This is a genomic window from Corallococcus sp. CA053C, assembly GCF_003611675.1.
Classification (GTDB): Bacteria; Myxococcota; Myxococcia; order Myxococcales; family Myxococcaceae; genus Corallococcus.
Genome location: NZ_RAWA01000006.1, coordinates 12,176 through 26,935, shown reverse-complemented (window position 1 = coordinate 26,935; position 14,760 = coordinate 12,176). Strand labels below are relative to the sequence as shown.

The following is a 14,760-nucleotide window of genomic DNA, read 5'->3' as shown; positions in this document are numbered from 1 at the left end:
GGCTAGGGTGGCCCGGAACCTCCGCACCCCTCCCGTGGAATGCCCATGCGCGCGCCATCCGTGATGCGTCTTGTCGTGCTGTCCGTGTCCCTGCTCGGGGCCCCGTCCTGGGCCGTGGAGCACTGCCAGTTCAAGGGCCAGCCCATCAACCTGGACAATGGCAGCTCCACCGCGAAGCTCACCGGCACCGTGCGCTGCGTGGACGAGGACACGAAGCAGGAGACGCACACCGTCTCGTTCCGCGACGGCAAGCAGGACGGCTGGGAGATCCGCCGCTGGCCCGGCGGCCGGGCCGTGGAGCAGGAGTACCGCGCCGGCAAGCGGCACGGCGGCTTCAAGCGCTTCGAGGACGGCAAGCTGGTGGAGAGCACGCAGTACGCCGACGACAATCCTCGCGGCGAGTCGCTGCGCTACCACCGCAACGGCAAGGTGTCCCGGCGCACGGATGAACAGCCCGAGGACGCGAAGAGCACCTACGCGGACTACGACGAGAGCGGGCGGCTGACCGAAGCCGGGTGCGGCCTCCAGTCCTCGCGCGAGGCGGGCATCAAGGACTGCGTCTGGAAGGGCCCCTCGCCGCTCGTGTTCTTCCACCCCACGGGCCAGAAGCGCGCCGTCATCCCGCTGAAGAACGGGCTGCGCGAAGGGGCGACGGAGACGTTCGACGCCAAGGGTGAGCGCACCGCCTCCACCGCGTTCGCCGCCGGCCTGCGCGACGGCGTCAGCACGGAGTTCCGCGCGGGGAAGCCTCGCCGCTCCACGACCTACGCTCGGGGCGAGAAGGACGGCGATGAGACGGAGTTCTTCGACGACGGCGCGAAGAAGCAGGTCATCACCTGGAAGGGCCGCGAACAGCTCAAGCGCGTGGAGTTCTTCCAGAACGGGGAGCGCAAGCGCGAGCTCGTCGTGAAGGGCGACCGCGCGGTGGAGTCCATCTTCGACGACACCGGCGCGCTGCGCGAGCGGCAGAACCAGCTCCGGGGCAAAGGCTACGGCGGATGGGTGCGCGAGGGCCTGAGCGAGTCCTTCCTCCCCGACGGAGGCCCCGAGTTGCGCGAGCACTTCGTCCAGGGCGACGCCGAGGGCCAGCGCCAGGTGTGGGCCGAGAACGGCGTCCTCGTGGAGGACTCACAGTGGAAGCAGGGCCGCGTCACCGAGCGCAAGCGCTGGAACCCGGACGGAGGCCTCGTGGAGGACGAGGCCTTCTACGAGGACGGCTCCCGCAAGAAGAAGCCCTGAGCCCGCCTCCCCACATCGCCTTGACGGATGATGGTCGAAATATTACGACTATCATCCATCATGACCCAGAAGACGGAGCAGAAGCAGAAGTCGCACGACGCCATCCTCGCGTCCGCCGCCGCGTTGCTCTTGGAGCGGGGCATCCAGGCCAGCTCCATCATGGATGTGATGAAGGGGGCCGGGCTCACGGTGGGGGGCTTCTACGGACACTTCGAGTCGAAGGAGCACCTGTTCACGGAGACCCTCCGGAGCACCGCGCACTCGGTCTGGGACACGCTCCTGAAGAAGGCGAAGGAGGAGGCGCCCAGGAACCCCGCGCGCCGCGTGCTGGAGCGCTACCTGTCGCCCAAGCACCGCGACGCCGCCACGCCCACCTGCCCGCTGCCCAACATCACCGCCGAATTGGCGCGCACGGGCGAGCCCTACCGGGGCGCGCTGGAGTCGGAGCTGGAGGGGTTCATCCAGTCGTTCGCGCAGCTCATCGGCCCGGGAGCGCGCCACCGCGAGAAGGCCGTGGCGGTCATCGCCATGATGTACGGCGCCCTGTCCCTGGCCCGCGCCATGCGCGGCACGAAGCTGGGTGACGAGTTCCTGGACGCGGCGAAGAAGTGGGGCGCGGAGCTGCTGACGAAGGAGGGCGCATGAGCGCCGTGGCCGCCCTCCCCTCCGCGCCGGAGTCCTCCACTCCCGCCGTGAAGGAGCGCCGCCGCACCCCGCTCCTGATGGGCGCCCTGGCGGTGGGCGCGGGGTTGCTCGCCGGGGGCTGGTCCCTGCTGCACCTGGGCCAGCAGACGACGGACGACGCCCAGGCGGAAGGGCGGGTGATGAACGTCGCCTCGCGCGTGGCGGGCCAGGTGCGCCGCGTGCCCGTGGTGGACAACCAGCGCGTGGAGGCGGGCGAGGTGCTGGTGGAGCTGGATCCGGAGGACTTCGCCGCCCGGCTGGCCGCGGCGCGCGCGGACCTCGCCGCCGCACGCGCCGCCTCCGACAGCGCGAAGGCGGCGCTGGCCCTCACTGAACGCACCGCGCCCGCGTCCCTCACGCAGGCGGAGGGCGGGCTCACCTCCGCGACCTCCTCGCTGGAGTCCGCGAAGGCCGCCATCGCGCAGGCGGACGCGGAGATCACCGCCGCGCAGTCGCGCCAGCTCTTCGCGGCCACCAACCTGCGCCGCGCCCGGACGCTCTTCGAGCAGAAGGCCCTCGCCCAGGCGGACGTGGACCTGCGCCAGACGGAGCTCGACGCGGCGGACGCGCAGCTGGAGCAGGCGCGGGCCCGGCGCATGTCCGCGGGCGCCGCCGTGGCCGGCTCCAACGGCGGCGTGACGCTGGCGCGCGGACGCCTGACGGCCGCGCAGACAACCACCGAGCAGCTCGCCGCGGCACGTGCGGTGCTCGCGCTGGCGGAGGCCCGGGTGCAGCAGGCGGAAGCGGCCGTCCGGCTCGCGGAGCTGAACCTCTCCTACACCACGGTGCGCGCGGCGAGGGCCGGGGTGGTGTCACGCCGCTCGGTCGAGGAGGGGCAGACGGTGGGCCCGGAGCGGTCGCTGATGGCCATCGTTCCGCGCGATGACGTCTGGGTGGTGGCGAACTTCAAGGAGGACCAGTTGGAGCGCGTGCGGCCCGGCCAGCGCGCGCGGGTGCGCTTCGATATGTTCGGGCGGCGCGAGTTCGAGGGGCGCGTGGAGAGCCTGTCGCACGGTACCGGCTCCCGCTTCGCGCTCCTGCCGCCGGACAACGCGAGCGGCAACTTCGTGAAGGTCGTGCAGCGCGTGCCGGTGCTCATCCGCCTGGACGGCCGGCCCGACGTGGAGCTGCGTCCGGGCATGAGCGCCGAGGCCACCGTCTACACGGACGCGCCATGAGCGCCGCCGCCGAAGAGAACACGCAGCTCCAGGGCAACAAGACGCTCATCACGATGGGCGCGATGTTCGCCGGGCTGATGGCGTTCCTGGACATCTCCATCGTCAACGTGGCGCTCAATGACATCCGCGCGAGCTTCGGCACGCCGTTGGATCAGATCGCCTGGGTGTCCACCGCCTACGCGATGGCGAACATCACCATCATCCCGCTGTCGGGCTGGCTGCTGAAGCGCTTCGGCTTCCGGCGCTACTACACCGCGTCCATCCTCATCTTCACCGCCGCGAGCGTGCTGTGCGGCCTGTCGTGGAACCTGCTGTCGCTGGTGGTGTTCCGCGTGCTCCAGGGCCTGGGCGGCGGCGCCATCATCCCCACGTCCCAGAGCGTGCTGTTCTCCCGCTACCCGGAGCGGCAGCACGGCATGGCGGGCGCGCTGTTCGGCATGGGCGCCATCACCGGGCCGCTGCTGGGCCCCAGCCTGGGCGGCTACCTCATCGACCTGTCGTCGTGGCACTGGATCTTCCTCATCAACGTCCCGTTCGGCCTCTTCTCCGCGTGGGTGGCGTGGAAGCACCTGGCCCAGCCCGGCTTCGTGGCGGAGCGCAAGCCGGTGGACCGCTTCGGCATCGTGCTGCTCGCGGTGGGCATGGTGTCCCTGCAATACGTGCTGGAGGAGGGCAACCGCGAGGGCTGGTTCGAGAGCGCCACCATCGCGGTGCTCGCGGTGGTGGCGGGCATCTCGCTGGTGGGGTTCATCAGCCACGAGCTGGAGACGCGCCACCCGGTGGTGGAGCTGCGCATCTTCCTCAACCGGGCCTACTCCGCGGCGACGGGGCTCAACTTCCTCATCGGCACGGCCATCTTCGCCGGGTCGCTGCTCTTGTCACTCTACTGCGGCACGGTGATGCACTACCGGGCGCTCGACATCGGCCGGGTGTTCCTCTTCGGCACGTGGATCCAATTGCTCATCTTCCCGCTGGCCGGTCGGCTGGTGACGCGGGTGGATCCGCGCCTGCTGCTGGTGGTGGCCAACGTGGGCATCTTCACCAGCCTGTGGCTCAACGCCCACCTGACGGCGCAGGCGGACCTGTCCACGCTGGTGACGCCGCTGTTCATCCGCGCGGTGGGAACAGGGTTCGGCTTCGTCCCACTCACCTTCCTCGCCGTCACCGCCCTGCCCGCCTCCCAGCGGCCGGCGGGCACGGCGCTCTTCAGCCTCACGCGCGAGCTGGGCGCCTCCATCGGCACCGCGTGGATGAGCACCATCCTGGACCGCGAGTCGCACCGCGCCTACGCCGCCATCACGCAGCACGTGGACGCTTATGATCCGTGGGTCCAGGAGCAGCTCGCGACGCTGCGCGCGGGCCCGGGCAGCCGGCTGTTCGCGCCTGACTCCGCCGCGCTCGCGGTGCTCCAACACCGCATCAGCGAGCAGGCGTTGGTGAAGGCCTTCAACAGCGGCTTCCTGATGCTGGCCCTCACCTTCCTGGCCGCGTCCGTCCTCATCGTCTTCATGAAGAAGCCCGGCCCCTCACCGGCCGGGCCCGTGGACGCGGCCCACTGACGGCGGGGGCGACTAACCGACGAAGGGGATGTCGACGTCCGGGATGAGGTCGTCGAGGAAGTCCGTCACCGAGTCGAACGCGTCGCCCGCGAGCTTGCCCACCTCGCCGGGGAGGTTCGCGAGTCCCTCGAGCGCGTCCTTCGCCGTCTCCACGCCCTTGCGCGCCAGGTCGTCCAGGTGGCCCACCGCGGCCTCCGCGAGCTGCCCGCCCGCGCCGGCCAGGTCCTTGAGCGCGTCCACGCCCGCGTCGCCCAGGTCCGCGACGGCGACGAGCAGCTCCTTGCCGCCCTCGGTGAGGTTGTCCTTCCAGGCCTTGGCGACCTCCTTGAAGGCGTCCACGCCGTCCTTGAGCAGGTCCTTGGCGAAGCCCTTGGCCCAGTCCAGGCGCTTGTCGACGAAGTCCTTGATGGCCGTGGCCGCGGCCTTGGCCGCCGCGCCTCCCTTGCGCGCCATGTCCGACAGCGTCTTGCCCGCCCAGTCGCGCACCGCCTCGGCGGCCTCGCCCGGGTTCTCCGCCACGTAGCGCAGCGTCTCCACGGCCTTCTCGCCCGCGTTGGCGAGCCCGCGCACGACGCTCTCCGCCACCTCGGCGCCCTTCGAGCCCAGCGCCTTCACGGAGTCCCAGGCCTTCTTCGCCAGCTCTCCGCCCTTGGCCATGGCGTCGGTGATGGCCTCCTTCGCCTTGGTGGCGGCCTCGCCCGGGTGCGTGGCCGTCCAGGCCAGCAGGTCCAGGCCCTTCTCGCCCAGCTCCTTCGCCTTGTTCACCGTGGAGGAGACGAGGTTCTTCGCCCCGTCGATGAGCTCCTTCGCCTTCTCCTTCGCGGCGCCCGTGAGCTTGTCCCAGCCGGCCTGCAGGTCGTTCAGCGTCTCGACGGCCTTCTTGTAGACGGCCTTGCCCGCGTCGGTGGCCAGGTCCACGCCGGAGTTGACGATGCTCTTGATGCCCTCGAACGCCAGCTTCGCGGACTCGCCCGGGTTCTGGGCAATGAACTTCAGCGTGTCCAGGCCCTTCTCACCCAGCTTCTTGGCCTCGTCGACGACGTTGCCCAGGACCTTCTTGGCCTCCTTGGCGATCTCCCCGCCCTTGGCGATGACGGCGTCGAACGTCTCCGCCGCCTGCTTCGCGATGGCCTCGCCGTACTTGGAGGGATTGCGCACCACGTCCGCCATCTTGTGGATGAAGGCCGCGGTCGTCTTCAGGCCCTCACCCGCGGCCTCCGCCTGGGACACGCCCGCGAACTCGGCGAGCTTCACGGCGCCCTTGGCGGCGGTCTCCACGCCCCACTGCGCGAGCTGCGCGGCGCCTTCCGGGCCGTAGTACGTGGCCAGCTGCACCAGACCCGCCGGGCCCTGCGCCGCGGCGCCAGCCAGGTTCACGGCCTTCATCCAGCCCGGGGCCTTGTAGCCCTCCGGATCCGCCTCGAACTTCGCCTTCTCCTGGCTGAAGCCGATGTCCAGCGCGAGCTCGGCCGCGCCCAGCAGCACGCTGGCACCCACGTCCGCGGCCACGCCCACGCCCGTGAGGTCCAGCGCGATGCCCAGGCCCGCGTCCGCGACGTTGAGGGTCGCGATGGTGTGCGCGAAGTAGCCCAGGTCGTTGTTCTTGCCGTGCAGCTCCGCGGCTTCCTTCTCGTACTTCACCGCGTCGATGGCGTTGGGCAGCGCGCCCGCCACCGGGACGACCTTCGCCAGGTTCTTGAAGACCTTGCCGGCCACGTCGGCGGTGATCTCCACGCCGACCTTGCCCAGCACCTTCTCCATCACCTTGAGGCCCTGGCCCACGAGCTTGCTGCCCGCCTTGTCCAACAGCGGCCCCAGGCCCTTCACCGTCGTGTTGAGCGCGTCCGCGCCCACGCCGTCGGTGAACTTGAGCAGCGCCTTGAGCGCGCCGGAGTCCATCTCCGTCACGGCCTTGGCCAGCACCTTGCCCGCGTCGTCATCCAGCTTCGACGCGAGCTTCGTGAGCTGCTCGGCCGTCTTGGGGTCGGAGAGCGCCTCGTTGAGGACCTTGTGCTCCAGGCCGCCCAGGGTGCTCACCAGCCGCTTGCCCGCGGCGGCGTCCAGCGTGTCCAGCTGGCCCACCAGCGTGTCCAGCGACTTCGGATCGGTGATGCCCTTGAGGACGGACTCCATGGACTCGGGGCCGCCCAGCTTCGTGGCGGCGGCGTCCAGCTTCTGCAACTGCTGGGGCGTCAGCTTCGACGCGAGCGAAGGGTCCAGCCCCTTCACCTTCACGTCCGCCAGCCGCGCGCCCTGCTGCGCGACGTCCGTGGCGTTCGTGACGCCCGCGCCCTTCAGCAGGTCGGCGAAGCCGGTGAGGTTCTTCTTGAGGTCGGGCACCTCCGCGAGCAGCTGCGCGGCGGCGAGCGCCTTGTCCTGCGGCTTCGCGTTCGGATCCAACAGCGTGATGGCGGCGCCCGCGGCGCGCAGCGGGCCGTCCAGCTTGCGCAGATCATTGGCGAGGTCCGGGAACTTGTCCCCGACAAAGCCCTTGAGCGCCGAGCCCAGCTCCAGCGTGGCCTTCGCCTTGTCCGCGGCGGACGCGTTGGGATCCGTCCACTTGCCAATGGCGCCGATGAGCTTCTCCGCCGAGGGCAGGCCCTTGAGCGTCGTGTCCAGCACGCCCTTCAGGTCCTCCGGCTTGAAGATGTCACCCGCGGACTTCGCCAGCGTGAGGCTCGCCTGGGCCTTCTCCAGCACGCTCTTCTTCGGGTCGGTCAGCGTGCCCAGCGACGTCAGGGCCTCGGAGTTGGTGGCCAGCTTCGCCAGCTTGCTGTCCTGGACACCCAGGCGCTCCAGCGCGTTGGGGACCGTCTCCGGGAACTGCGACGCCAGTTCGCCCAGGGCCGTGGCCCGCTCGGAGAAGCTGCCGGTGCCCAGCTTGTTGAGCGAGTCGTACGCCTTCTGGAGGTCCTCCTTCTTCTTGTCCTTCAGCTCCGGGAAGAGCTTGGGAAGGTCCTCCGGCTTGTCGGGCAGCGCCTCGGCGTGGGGTTCGGGCTTCGTACCCTGCGGGCCCTGCGCACCCACGGGCGCGGCGGCCGGCTTCCCCGCGTCGAGCGGAGCGAACGGCGCTGGGGACTCGCCCGTCAGCTTGTTCAGGGCGCGGGAGTTGTTGCCAGGAGTGAACTCGTCGCGCTGGAAGAGCTGCACCTGCGGCTTCGCCTGCTCCTTGGCGGCGGCAGCGGCGGCCGCCTTGGCAGCGGCTTCAGCAGCGGCCTTCGCGGCGGCGGCGGCGGCACGGGCAGCGGCTTCGGCGGCGGCGCGAGCGGCGGCGGCAGCGGCAGCGGCGGCGGCCGAGCCTCCATCAACAGGGCGGGACATGGGGAACTCTCCTACCTTCAGAAACCGAGAACGGTTCCGAGGATTCTCTACATATCGAGACAAATGTTGCTGGCGGAGACCTCCTGCGCACAAGTCCCCCCGGACCCATGCGTTACGCCCTGGCCCCTCTGCGGGTTACAGCCCGCGCTGACCTTCCGGATGACGCGGCAGGACATTGCGGGCGCAATGGAAGCCACGGGGAGCGCCGTGGCTTCTGCCCGGGTGCGTCAAGGCGCTGCGGTCAGCGCTGGAGGACGCGGTTGGTGCCCAGGCCATCGATGACGGCGATGACGTCATTGGGGGCGCGCTCGAAGAGGCCGGGGGTGTAGTTGCGCGAGGTCCCCGTCCACACGGGGCTGGGGGCGGACCAGGTCTCGAAGTTGCTCGTGGTGGTGACGAAGCCGACGTGGCAGTTGCGCTGGTCCACCGGGGCGCTGGACAGGTCGGGCGGGCCGGCCTTGTCCTCGTCCGTGCAGAACGCGACGCCCACCGGGCCGTTGCCCACGCGGATGGCGTAGGGGACGTAGGCGTTGTAGCGGCGGCCGGAGCCTGCATCGATTCGCGAGCTGTATACGGTGCGGCGCAGGGAGTCGTCCCACGTGCGTCCGCCATCCCACGACTGCACGGCGTTGATGACGTTGGCGCGGGCCCCGCCGGTGGGGAACGCCTCCACGCCCTCCACGACGGCCATGATGCGGTCCCCGGCGAGCTGCACCACCGTGGGCATGCCCTCGCGGCTGAGCGCGCCCGCCCGCTTGTCGCGCGACACGGTGACGGTGCCGTACGCGGTCCACGCCCCGGCGGTGCCCTGGCGGCCCTGCATGGCGATCCACTGGTGGCCGGGGAAGCCGCCCTGCGCGGCCAGCAATTCAGAGTCGTAGTAGACCTGCAGGTCGCCGTTGCCGCGCTGGAAGAGGAAGGGCGCGCCCACGAAGCGCGACGTCGGTCCGACGACGGTGCTGTCGTAGACCCAGCCGTCGCCGTCGTTGTCGCTGCGGGTGATGGTGACGCGGAACTGGCCGTTGGCGTACTCGCGGAAGGCGCAGAAGACGGTGTGCGTGCCCGGGATGGCGCGCATCGTCACGTCGCCGAACTCCACGTTCGGGTTGTTGGCGACGGAGCCGTGCAGCGCCCAGCTCGCGCCCCCGTTGGTGCTCGTCCACACGTCGATGCCGTGCCCCCAGCTCGACCCGCCGATGAGCACGCCATCCGCGCGGCGGGTGATGCCCCGGATGGGAGCGCCGCCGCTCGGCATCAGCACCCTCCAGCCTCCCGCCGGGAGCGGGGATTCCACCTGCGCCACGGGTTGCGTGTCATCCGGGAGGGCCTCCTCCGGAGCACAGGCACCAAAGGAAGCCGTGAGCAGCGCGAACGTCATCAGGCGTCGGGGCAGACACCTGCGGAGCGACCAGGAGGGAGGGTTCATGCCCCGGAGCCTGCCTGTTTATATCTTGATGCGACAGGCCTTGATGTCCGTGCCGCTGACGCCGTTGCAGGCATAGCCGTCGCGGCAGTCGTCCTGGGAATCACAGACAGGCGAGCACAGCAGCGTTCCGAGCTGGGTCGCGCACACGGTGTCCTCGGGGCAACCGCCCCGCACGCCTTCCTGCTCACACGCCTGGGCGCAGAAGCCGCCGGGAAACTCCTGACGGCACTCCAGGTTGTCGGTGCAGGTGCCTTCGCCGCAGGAGTCACCCACGGCATCGCTGCTGTCACAGGCCAGCAGGGGGAGGACCGCGAGGGAAGCCAGGAGCCACCAGGTCGAGCGCATGTGCATCCACGTCAAGGACATGCAGGGCCGGCCCCCCGCGGCGCCCAGCATGTCCACACGGGCATGGGCCGTCCAGCGCCCCTGTTGAAGCTTCGTCAGAGGGCTTCGGTCCGCTGCAGCAACCAGTCACGCGCGGCGCCTTCGACGTGGGGCAGCAGCCGCTCGCGCACCGTGGCGTGATAGGCATTGAGCCAGTCAAGCTCGGTCCTGGACAGCAGGTTGCGGTCCACGAGCCGCGTGTCGATGGGGCACAGGCTCAGCGTCTCGAAGCGGAGGAACTCGCCAAAGGCAGTCGTCTCCGCCGGGACGGCGGCGAGGATGTTCTCGATGCGGATGCCCCAGTGGCCCGGGCGGTAGAGGCCGGGCTCGTTGGAGGTGACCATGCCCGGCTCCAGCGCCGTGTGCGGTTCATTGGGCATCGTCGGGGAGATGCCGTGCGGGCCCTCGTGGACGTTGAGGAAGTAGCCCACGCCGTGGCCCGTGCCGTGGCCGTAGTCCAACCCCTCCGCCCACAGCGGCGCTCGCGCCAGCGCATCCAGGGCCGGTGAGCGCGTGCCCCGGGGGAACCGGGCGTTGGACAGGTTGATGTTGCCCCGCAGCACGAGCGTGAAGTCGCGCCGCTGCTCCACCGTGGGTTCGCCCACCGGGACGACGCGGGTGATGTCCGTGGTGCCCGTCGTGTACTGCCCGCCGGAGTCGATGAGCAGCAGGCCCCGCGCGGGCTGGCCCGGAATACACACCGTCGCGTGCGAGTCCTTCGTCGCGCGGTAGTGCGGCATCGCGCCGTTCGCGTTGAACGCGGCGATGGTGCTGAAGCTCAGCGACACGAAGCCCGGACGACGCGCCCTCGCCGCGGACAGGCGCTCGTCGATGGTCAGCTCCGTGATGGGCTCGCGGCCGAGCGCGGCTTCGAACCACGCGAAGAAGTCACACAGCGCCGCACCGTCCTGCTCCATCGCCGTGCGGATGTGCGCGAGCTCCCCGGGCGTCTTCCGGGACTTGGCCACGGTCGACGGGTTGAGCGCCTCCAGCACGGACACGCCCTGCGCCACGGCCTGCCGCAGGCCGTGCGAGACGCTCCGGGGGTCGAGGAGCAGCTTCGTTCCTTCCGGCAACGCGCCCAACGCCTGGGCCGCCTGCGCATAGGGGACCAGCGTGATGCCGTCCTGCTCCAGCGCCACGCGCAGTGCGTCCGGCACCTTGCCCTCGGTGATGAACAGTCGGGCGCCTTCCGGCGCCATCAGCAGGTGCGCGAGGAACACCGGGAGGTAGTCCACGTCGGCGCCGCGCAGGTTCGTCAGCCACGCGATGTCGTCCAGCGTGGAGATGAGGTGGTGCGTCGCGCCCAGCCGACCCATCTCCGCGCGCAGCGTCCGGAACTTCTCCGCGCGCGGGCCGGGCGACAGCTCATGCGCATACACCGGCGCGGTCGGCATCCCCGGCCTATCCGTCCAGGCCTCCGCCACCAGGTCCAGGTCCGTGCGCAGCTTCACGCCCTTCGCCTTGAACAGCGAGGCCACCGCCCTGCCCTGCCCCAACGCCAGCACCGCGCCGTCCACCGCCACCGTCTGCCCCGCCTGTACGTTCGCGGCCAGCCAGTCCAGGTGCGACTGCCCGGGTGCGCTCGTCATCCGCACCGTGACGATGCCGCTGCTCGCCAGCTGTGCGTCCGCCTGATCCCAGTAGCGACTGTCCACCCACAAGCCGGCGAAGTCCTCGGTCACCACCAGCGTCCCCAGCGAGCCGGTGAACCCCGACAGCCACTCCCGCCCCTTCCACCGGCGCGGGGGGGACGGGGACAGGTGCGGGTCGTTCGACGGCACCCACACCGCCGCCACGTCGTGGGCCCGCATCACCTGCCGCAGCCGCGTGATGCGCTCGCGCGTCTGGGCGCCCTGGCTCTCTTGAAGGCTCATGACTTCCTCCGTCGTACCGGCTCGCACCCGTCATGCCGGAAACAGGGGCGCTTTTCGAGGACTCCCGCGCCAGCGCGGGCGGACGACGCGCCGCGGTGGGGTCGCCTCGGGGGGGCGGGATTGTGTTGGCCACTGGAGAGAAAGCGCCAAGTGCCCCTGGGCGCTCCGCGTTCGGGTGCTTACCAAGCCGGTGGCCTCGGTGGGGAGCGCGAGGCCACCTTCACCTGACTCCTGAACCGGGCCTGACCTCCACCGTGCGACGCGTCCTTGCCATCCTTCCCTATGTTCCGTTTCCCTCGGATACGGGCGGCACCCTGCGCACCCTTGAGTTGGTGCGCGCGCTCGCCTCCCGCTTCTCCATCGACGTGCTCGCGCTGCACCGCCCGGGCAACGACGCGGCGGGGTTCACGCGCTGGCTGGGTGAGCTGGGCGTCCCCGCCTCGCGCCTCCACCTGGTGGACATGCCGCGCATCGCGCCCGACGAGACGCTCAGCAGCGCCCGGGCCCTCCTGCGGGGCACGCCGCTCACCTACATCCGCTACACCCGCCAGCGCCTGCAGGAGGCCTTCCGCCGCGTGCTGAGCGAGCGGGGCGCCTTCGACATCATCCACTTCGACCACCTGCACATGGCGCAGCTGCTGCCCCTGGCGCGGGAGCTGAACCCGGCCGCGCACCTGGTCATCGACGAGCACAACGTGGAGAGCCAGCTGCTCGCGCGCATGGCGCCCTTGAGCGCGCTGCCCCTGCGCCCCTTCCTGCGCTGGCAGTTCAGCCGCGTGGAGCGGCTGGAGCGCGAGTGCGTGAGCCAGGCGGACTCGGTGCTCGCGTGCTCGGAGGTGGACGCCGAGCAGCTGCGCGCCCTGGGGGCGAAGCAGGTGCACGTGGTGCCCAACGGCGTGAAGCTGCCGGACTTCGTGCCGCCGGAGAAGGCGGGCAACGACCTGGTCTTCGTGGGCTCCATGGACTGGTGGCCCAACGAGGACGCGGTGCTGCGGCTCGCGCGCGAGGTGTGGCCGCTGGTGTCGTCGGAGCTGGCGCCGGGCCGGCTGATGGTGGTGGGCCGCAACCCGTCCGCCTCCGTGCGCGCCCTGGAGAGCGAGAACAACCGGCTGCTGGTGACGGGCGCGGTGCCGTCCGTGGCGCCGCACCTGGCGCGTGCGCTGGCGACGGCCATCCCCCTGCGCGCGGGCAGCGGGACGCGCCTCAAGGTGCTGGAGGCCGCGGCGGCGGGCGTGCCCGTGGTGGCCACGCGCCTCGCGGTGGAGGGCCTGCCCGTGGTGGAGGGACAGAACGTCCTCCTCGCCGAGTCCCCCCAGGAGTTCGCGAACGCGCTGCGCCGGCTGCGCAATGATCCGGACCTGTGCCGCAAGCTCGCGCAGAACGCGCGCCGCATGGCGGAGTCCTTCGCGTGGGAAGGCATTGGCGCGGGCCTGGGCGACCTCTACCTGAGAGCGTCGGTGAAGGGTGGGGGCGGGAAGAAGCCCTCGGGCACGGACAGCGTGCTGTAGTGGCGATGCGGGCCGCGATGGCCCGAGCGGAGAGGCGCTCCAGCCGAAGGTCGTCCTCGCGCAGGGCTCCAAGCAAGGCCGGCGCTCGTCCAGGGAAGGAGCTCGGCTTCTCCCGAATTCGCGGATTCTCCGCATCTGTGCTCCAGTGGGTTCCCCTCCCGAGCGTCCATGACCACCGGAACCCATTCGCCTCCTCCTGAGCTGGGCATGCAGCGCGCGGTATCGCGCTGGGAAATCGTCGGGTTCTCCATCAACGACGTCATCGGCAGCGGTGTCTACCTGCTGCCCGCGGCGGCCGCCGCGAACCTGGGCTCGGCCAGCACAGGCGCCGTCGTGCTCGCGGGGCTGGCGGTGCTGCTGCTCGTGCTCTGCTTCGCGGAGGCGGCCAGCTACTTCGACAAGCCCGGCAGCGCCTATCTCTACACGCGTGAAGCCTTTGGAGAACGGGTGGGGTTCCAGGTCGGCTGGATGACGTGGCTGGCGCGCGTCTCGTCCGTGGCCTCGTTGTCCGTCGGCTTCTCCCGCGCGCTGGGCTTCCTGTGGCCCGCGGCGAACTCGGGCCTGGGCCAGGGATTGGCCATCGCCGTGCCCCTGCTCGCGCTCACGGCCATCAACATCGTGGGCGTGAAGGGCGGCGCGCGCACCGCGGTGTTCCTCGCCGTCACCAAGACGGTGCCACTGCTGGTGTTCATCGCCGTGGGCCTCTTCTCCGTGTCAGTGCCGCTGGCGACGTCGGTGGCTCCCAGGGAAGGAGGCAACCTGGGGGCCGCGGTGCTGCTGCTGCTGTTCGCCTATGCCGGCTTCGAGAACACGGCGGCTCCGGCGGGTGAGTTCAAGAACCCACGCCGTGACGTGCCCTTCGCGCTCATCGTGCAGATAGGCGTTGTCACGCTCATCTACACGGCGGTGCAGTGGGTGGCGCTGGGCACGTTGCCCGGGGTCGCGGACGCGCAGACGCCGCTCGCCAACGCCGCCGCGCGGTTCCTCGGGGGTTGGGGTGGGCTCCTCATGACGGTGGGCGGGGTGCTGTCCATCCTGGGGACCAACAGCAACACCGTGCTCGCCGGGCCGCGCTACCTGTACGCGCTGGCTCAGGACGGCTTTGGCCCCGCTGCGCTCGCCACGCTGCATCCGCGCTACCGCACGCCGACGGTCGCCATCCTCACGCAGACGGCCATCGCGCTGCCCCTGGCGTTCTCCGGCTCGTTCGAGGTGCTCGCCACGCTCTCCGTGGTGGCCCGGCTCGCCACGTACTTCGGCACGGCCCTGGCGGTGCCCGTGCTGCGCCGCAAGCTCCAGGCGCCTGCGAACGCGTTCCGCATCCCGGGTGGGCCCGTGATTCCCTTCGCCGCCGCCGCACTGTGCGTCGTCTTCGCGCTGAGTGCGGAGCGAGAGAACCTCATCGCCGGGGCCATCGCGCTCGCGGTGGGCTTCGTACTCTACCGGTTCCAGCGCAAGCCGGACGGGAAAGCGGCGCTCGGATAGCGACGAGAGCAATCTCTGACGGCGTAAGACTGCGTCCCCGACACGGGAGTGGTCACACGGTACATCGGGAACTCCGGCGAGCGTGAACACGACCCCCGG

10 protein-coding genes are annotated in these 14,760 nt (G+C 70.7%); 6 read left to right on the top strand and 4 right to left on the bottom strand.

Annotated features, from left to right (window positions below):
* Positions 1-45: 45 nt before the first annotated feature.
* From D7V97_RS01785 to D7V97_RS01770, 4 genes are read left to right on the top strand one after another with little or no spacing between them, the layout of a single operon-like run.
* Positions 46-1,239 carry a toxin-antitoxin system YwqK family antitoxin gene (locus tag D7V97_RS01785; protein WP_120608837.1) on the top strand — a complete coding sequence of 398 codons (1,194 nt, stop codon included), beginning with the start codon at positions 46-48 and terminating at the stop codon, positions 1,237-1,239.
* Between the two features lie 60 nt (positions 1,240-1,299).
* Positions 1,300-1,884 carry a TetR/AcrR family transcriptional regulator gene (locus D7V97_RS01780; RefSeq protein WP_120608836.1) on the top strand — a complete coding sequence of 195 codons (585 nt, stop codon included), beginning with the start codon at positions 1,300-1,302 and terminating at the stop codon, positions 1,882-1,884.
* Positions 1,881-3,101 carry an HlyD family secretion protein gene (locus D7V97_RS01775; protein WP_120608835.1) on the top strand — a complete coding sequence of 407 codons (1,221 nt, stop codon included), beginning with the start codon at positions 1,881-1,883 and terminating at the stop codon, positions 3,099-3,101. The genes D7V97_RS01780 and D7V97_RS01775 overlap by 4 nt, the downstream gene beginning before the upstream one ends.
* Positions 3,098-4,660 carry a DHA2 family efflux MFS transporter permease subunit gene (locus tag D7V97_RS01770; RefSeq protein ID WP_120608834.1) on the top strand — a complete coding sequence of 521 codons (1,563 nt, stop codon included), beginning with the start codon at positions 3,098-3,100 and terminating at the stop codon, positions 4,658-4,660. The genes D7V97_RS01775 and D7V97_RS01770 overlap by 4 nt, the downstream gene beginning before the upstream one ends.
* 12 nt (positions 4,661-4,672) lie before the next feature.
* Here D7V97_RS01770 and D7V97_RS01765 read toward each other — a convergent pair whose 3' ends face one another.
* From D7V97_RS01765 to D7V97_RS01750, 4 genes are all read right to left on the bottom strand, one after another.
* The gene (locus D7V97_RS01765) at positions 4,673-7,981 is read right to left on the bottom strand and encodes a Dauer Up-regulated (protein WP_120608833.1); all 3,309 of its coding nucleotides are present in this window, start codon (positions 7,979-7,981) and stop codon (positions 4,673-4,675) included.
* Between the two features lie 241 nt (positions 7,982-8,222).
* Positions 8,223-9,407, bottom strand: coding sequence for a phage capsid protein (locus D7V97_RS01760; RefSeq protein WP_233582455.1), 1,185 nt, complete (start codon positions 9,405-9,407; stop codon positions 8,223-8,225).
* Positions 9,408-9,425: 18 nt separating this feature from the next.
* Positions 9,426-9,752 (bottom strand): hypothetical protein, encoded by a 327-nt coding sequence (locus D7V97_RS01755; protein ID WP_147444646.1) that lies wholly within the window; start codon positions 9,750-9,752, stop codon positions 9,426-9,428.
* 95 nt (positions 9,753-9,847) lie between these two features.
* Positions 9,848-11,668 (bottom strand): aminopeptidase P family protein, encoded by a 1,821-nt coding sequence (locus D7V97_RS01750; RefSeq protein ID WP_120608830.1) that lies wholly within the window; start codon positions 11,666-11,668, stop codon positions 9,848-9,850.
* A gap of 254 nt (positions 11,669-11,922) precedes the next feature.
* Here D7V97_RS01750 and D7V97_RS01745 point away from each other — a divergent pair, with 254 nt between their 5' ends.
* Positions 11,923-13,176, top strand: coding sequence for a glycosyltransferase family 4 protein (locus D7V97_RS01745; protein WP_158623243.1), 1,254 nt, complete (start codon positions 11,923-11,925; stop codon positions 13,174-13,176).
* A gap of 168 nt (positions 13,177-13,344) precedes the next feature.
* Positions 13,345-14,661, top strand: a complete 1,317-nt coding sequence (locus D7V97_RS01740; RefSeq protein ID WP_233582454.1) for an APC family permease — start codon at positions 13,345-13,347, stop codon at positions 14,659-14,661.
* Positions 14,662-14,760 lie beyond the last annotated feature (99 nt).

What these genes read in the sequence shown, in the direction of transcription:
- D7V97_RS01760 (WP_233582455.1), bottom strand. Translation starts at nt 9,407, where the DNA reads ATGAACCCTCCCTCCTGGTCGCTCCGCAGGTGTCTGCCCCGACGCCTG.
- D7V97_RS01750 (WP_120608830.1), bottom strand. Translation starts at nt 11,668, where the DNA reads ATGAGCCTTCAAGAGAGCCAGGGCGCCCAGACGCGCGAGCGCATCACG.
- D7V97_RS01755 (WP_147444646.1), bottom strand. Translation starts at nt 9,752, where the DNA reads ATGCGCTCGACCTGGTGGCTCCTGGCTTCCCTCGCGGTCCTCCCCCTG.
- D7V97_RS01785 (WP_120608837.1), top strand. Translation starts at nt 46, where the DNA reads ATGCGCGCGCCATCCGTGATGCGTCTTGTCGTGCTGTCCGTGTCCCTG.
- D7V97_RS01740 (WP_233582454.1), top strand. Translation starts at nt 13,345, where the DNA reads ATGACCACCGGAACCCATTCGCCTCCTCCTGAGCTGGGCATGCAGCGC.
- D7V97_RS01765 (WP_120608833.1), bottom strand. Translation starts at nt 7,981, where the DNA reads ATGTCCCGCCCTGTTGATGGAGGCTCGGCCGCCGCCGCTGCCGCTGCC.
- D7V97_RS01780 (WP_120608836.1), top strand. Translation starts at nt 1,300, where the DNA reads ATGACCCAGAAGACGGAGCAGAAGCAGAAGTCGCACGACGCCATCCTC.
- D7V97_RS01770 (WP_120608834.1), top strand. Translation starts at nt 3,098, where the DNA reads ATGAGCGCCGCCGCCGAAGAGAACACGCAGCTCCAGGGCAACAAGACG.
- D7V97_RS01775 (WP_120608835.1), top strand. Translation starts at nt 1,881, where the DNA reads ATGAGCGCCGTGGCCGCCCTCCCCTCCGCGCCGGAGTCCTCCACTCCC.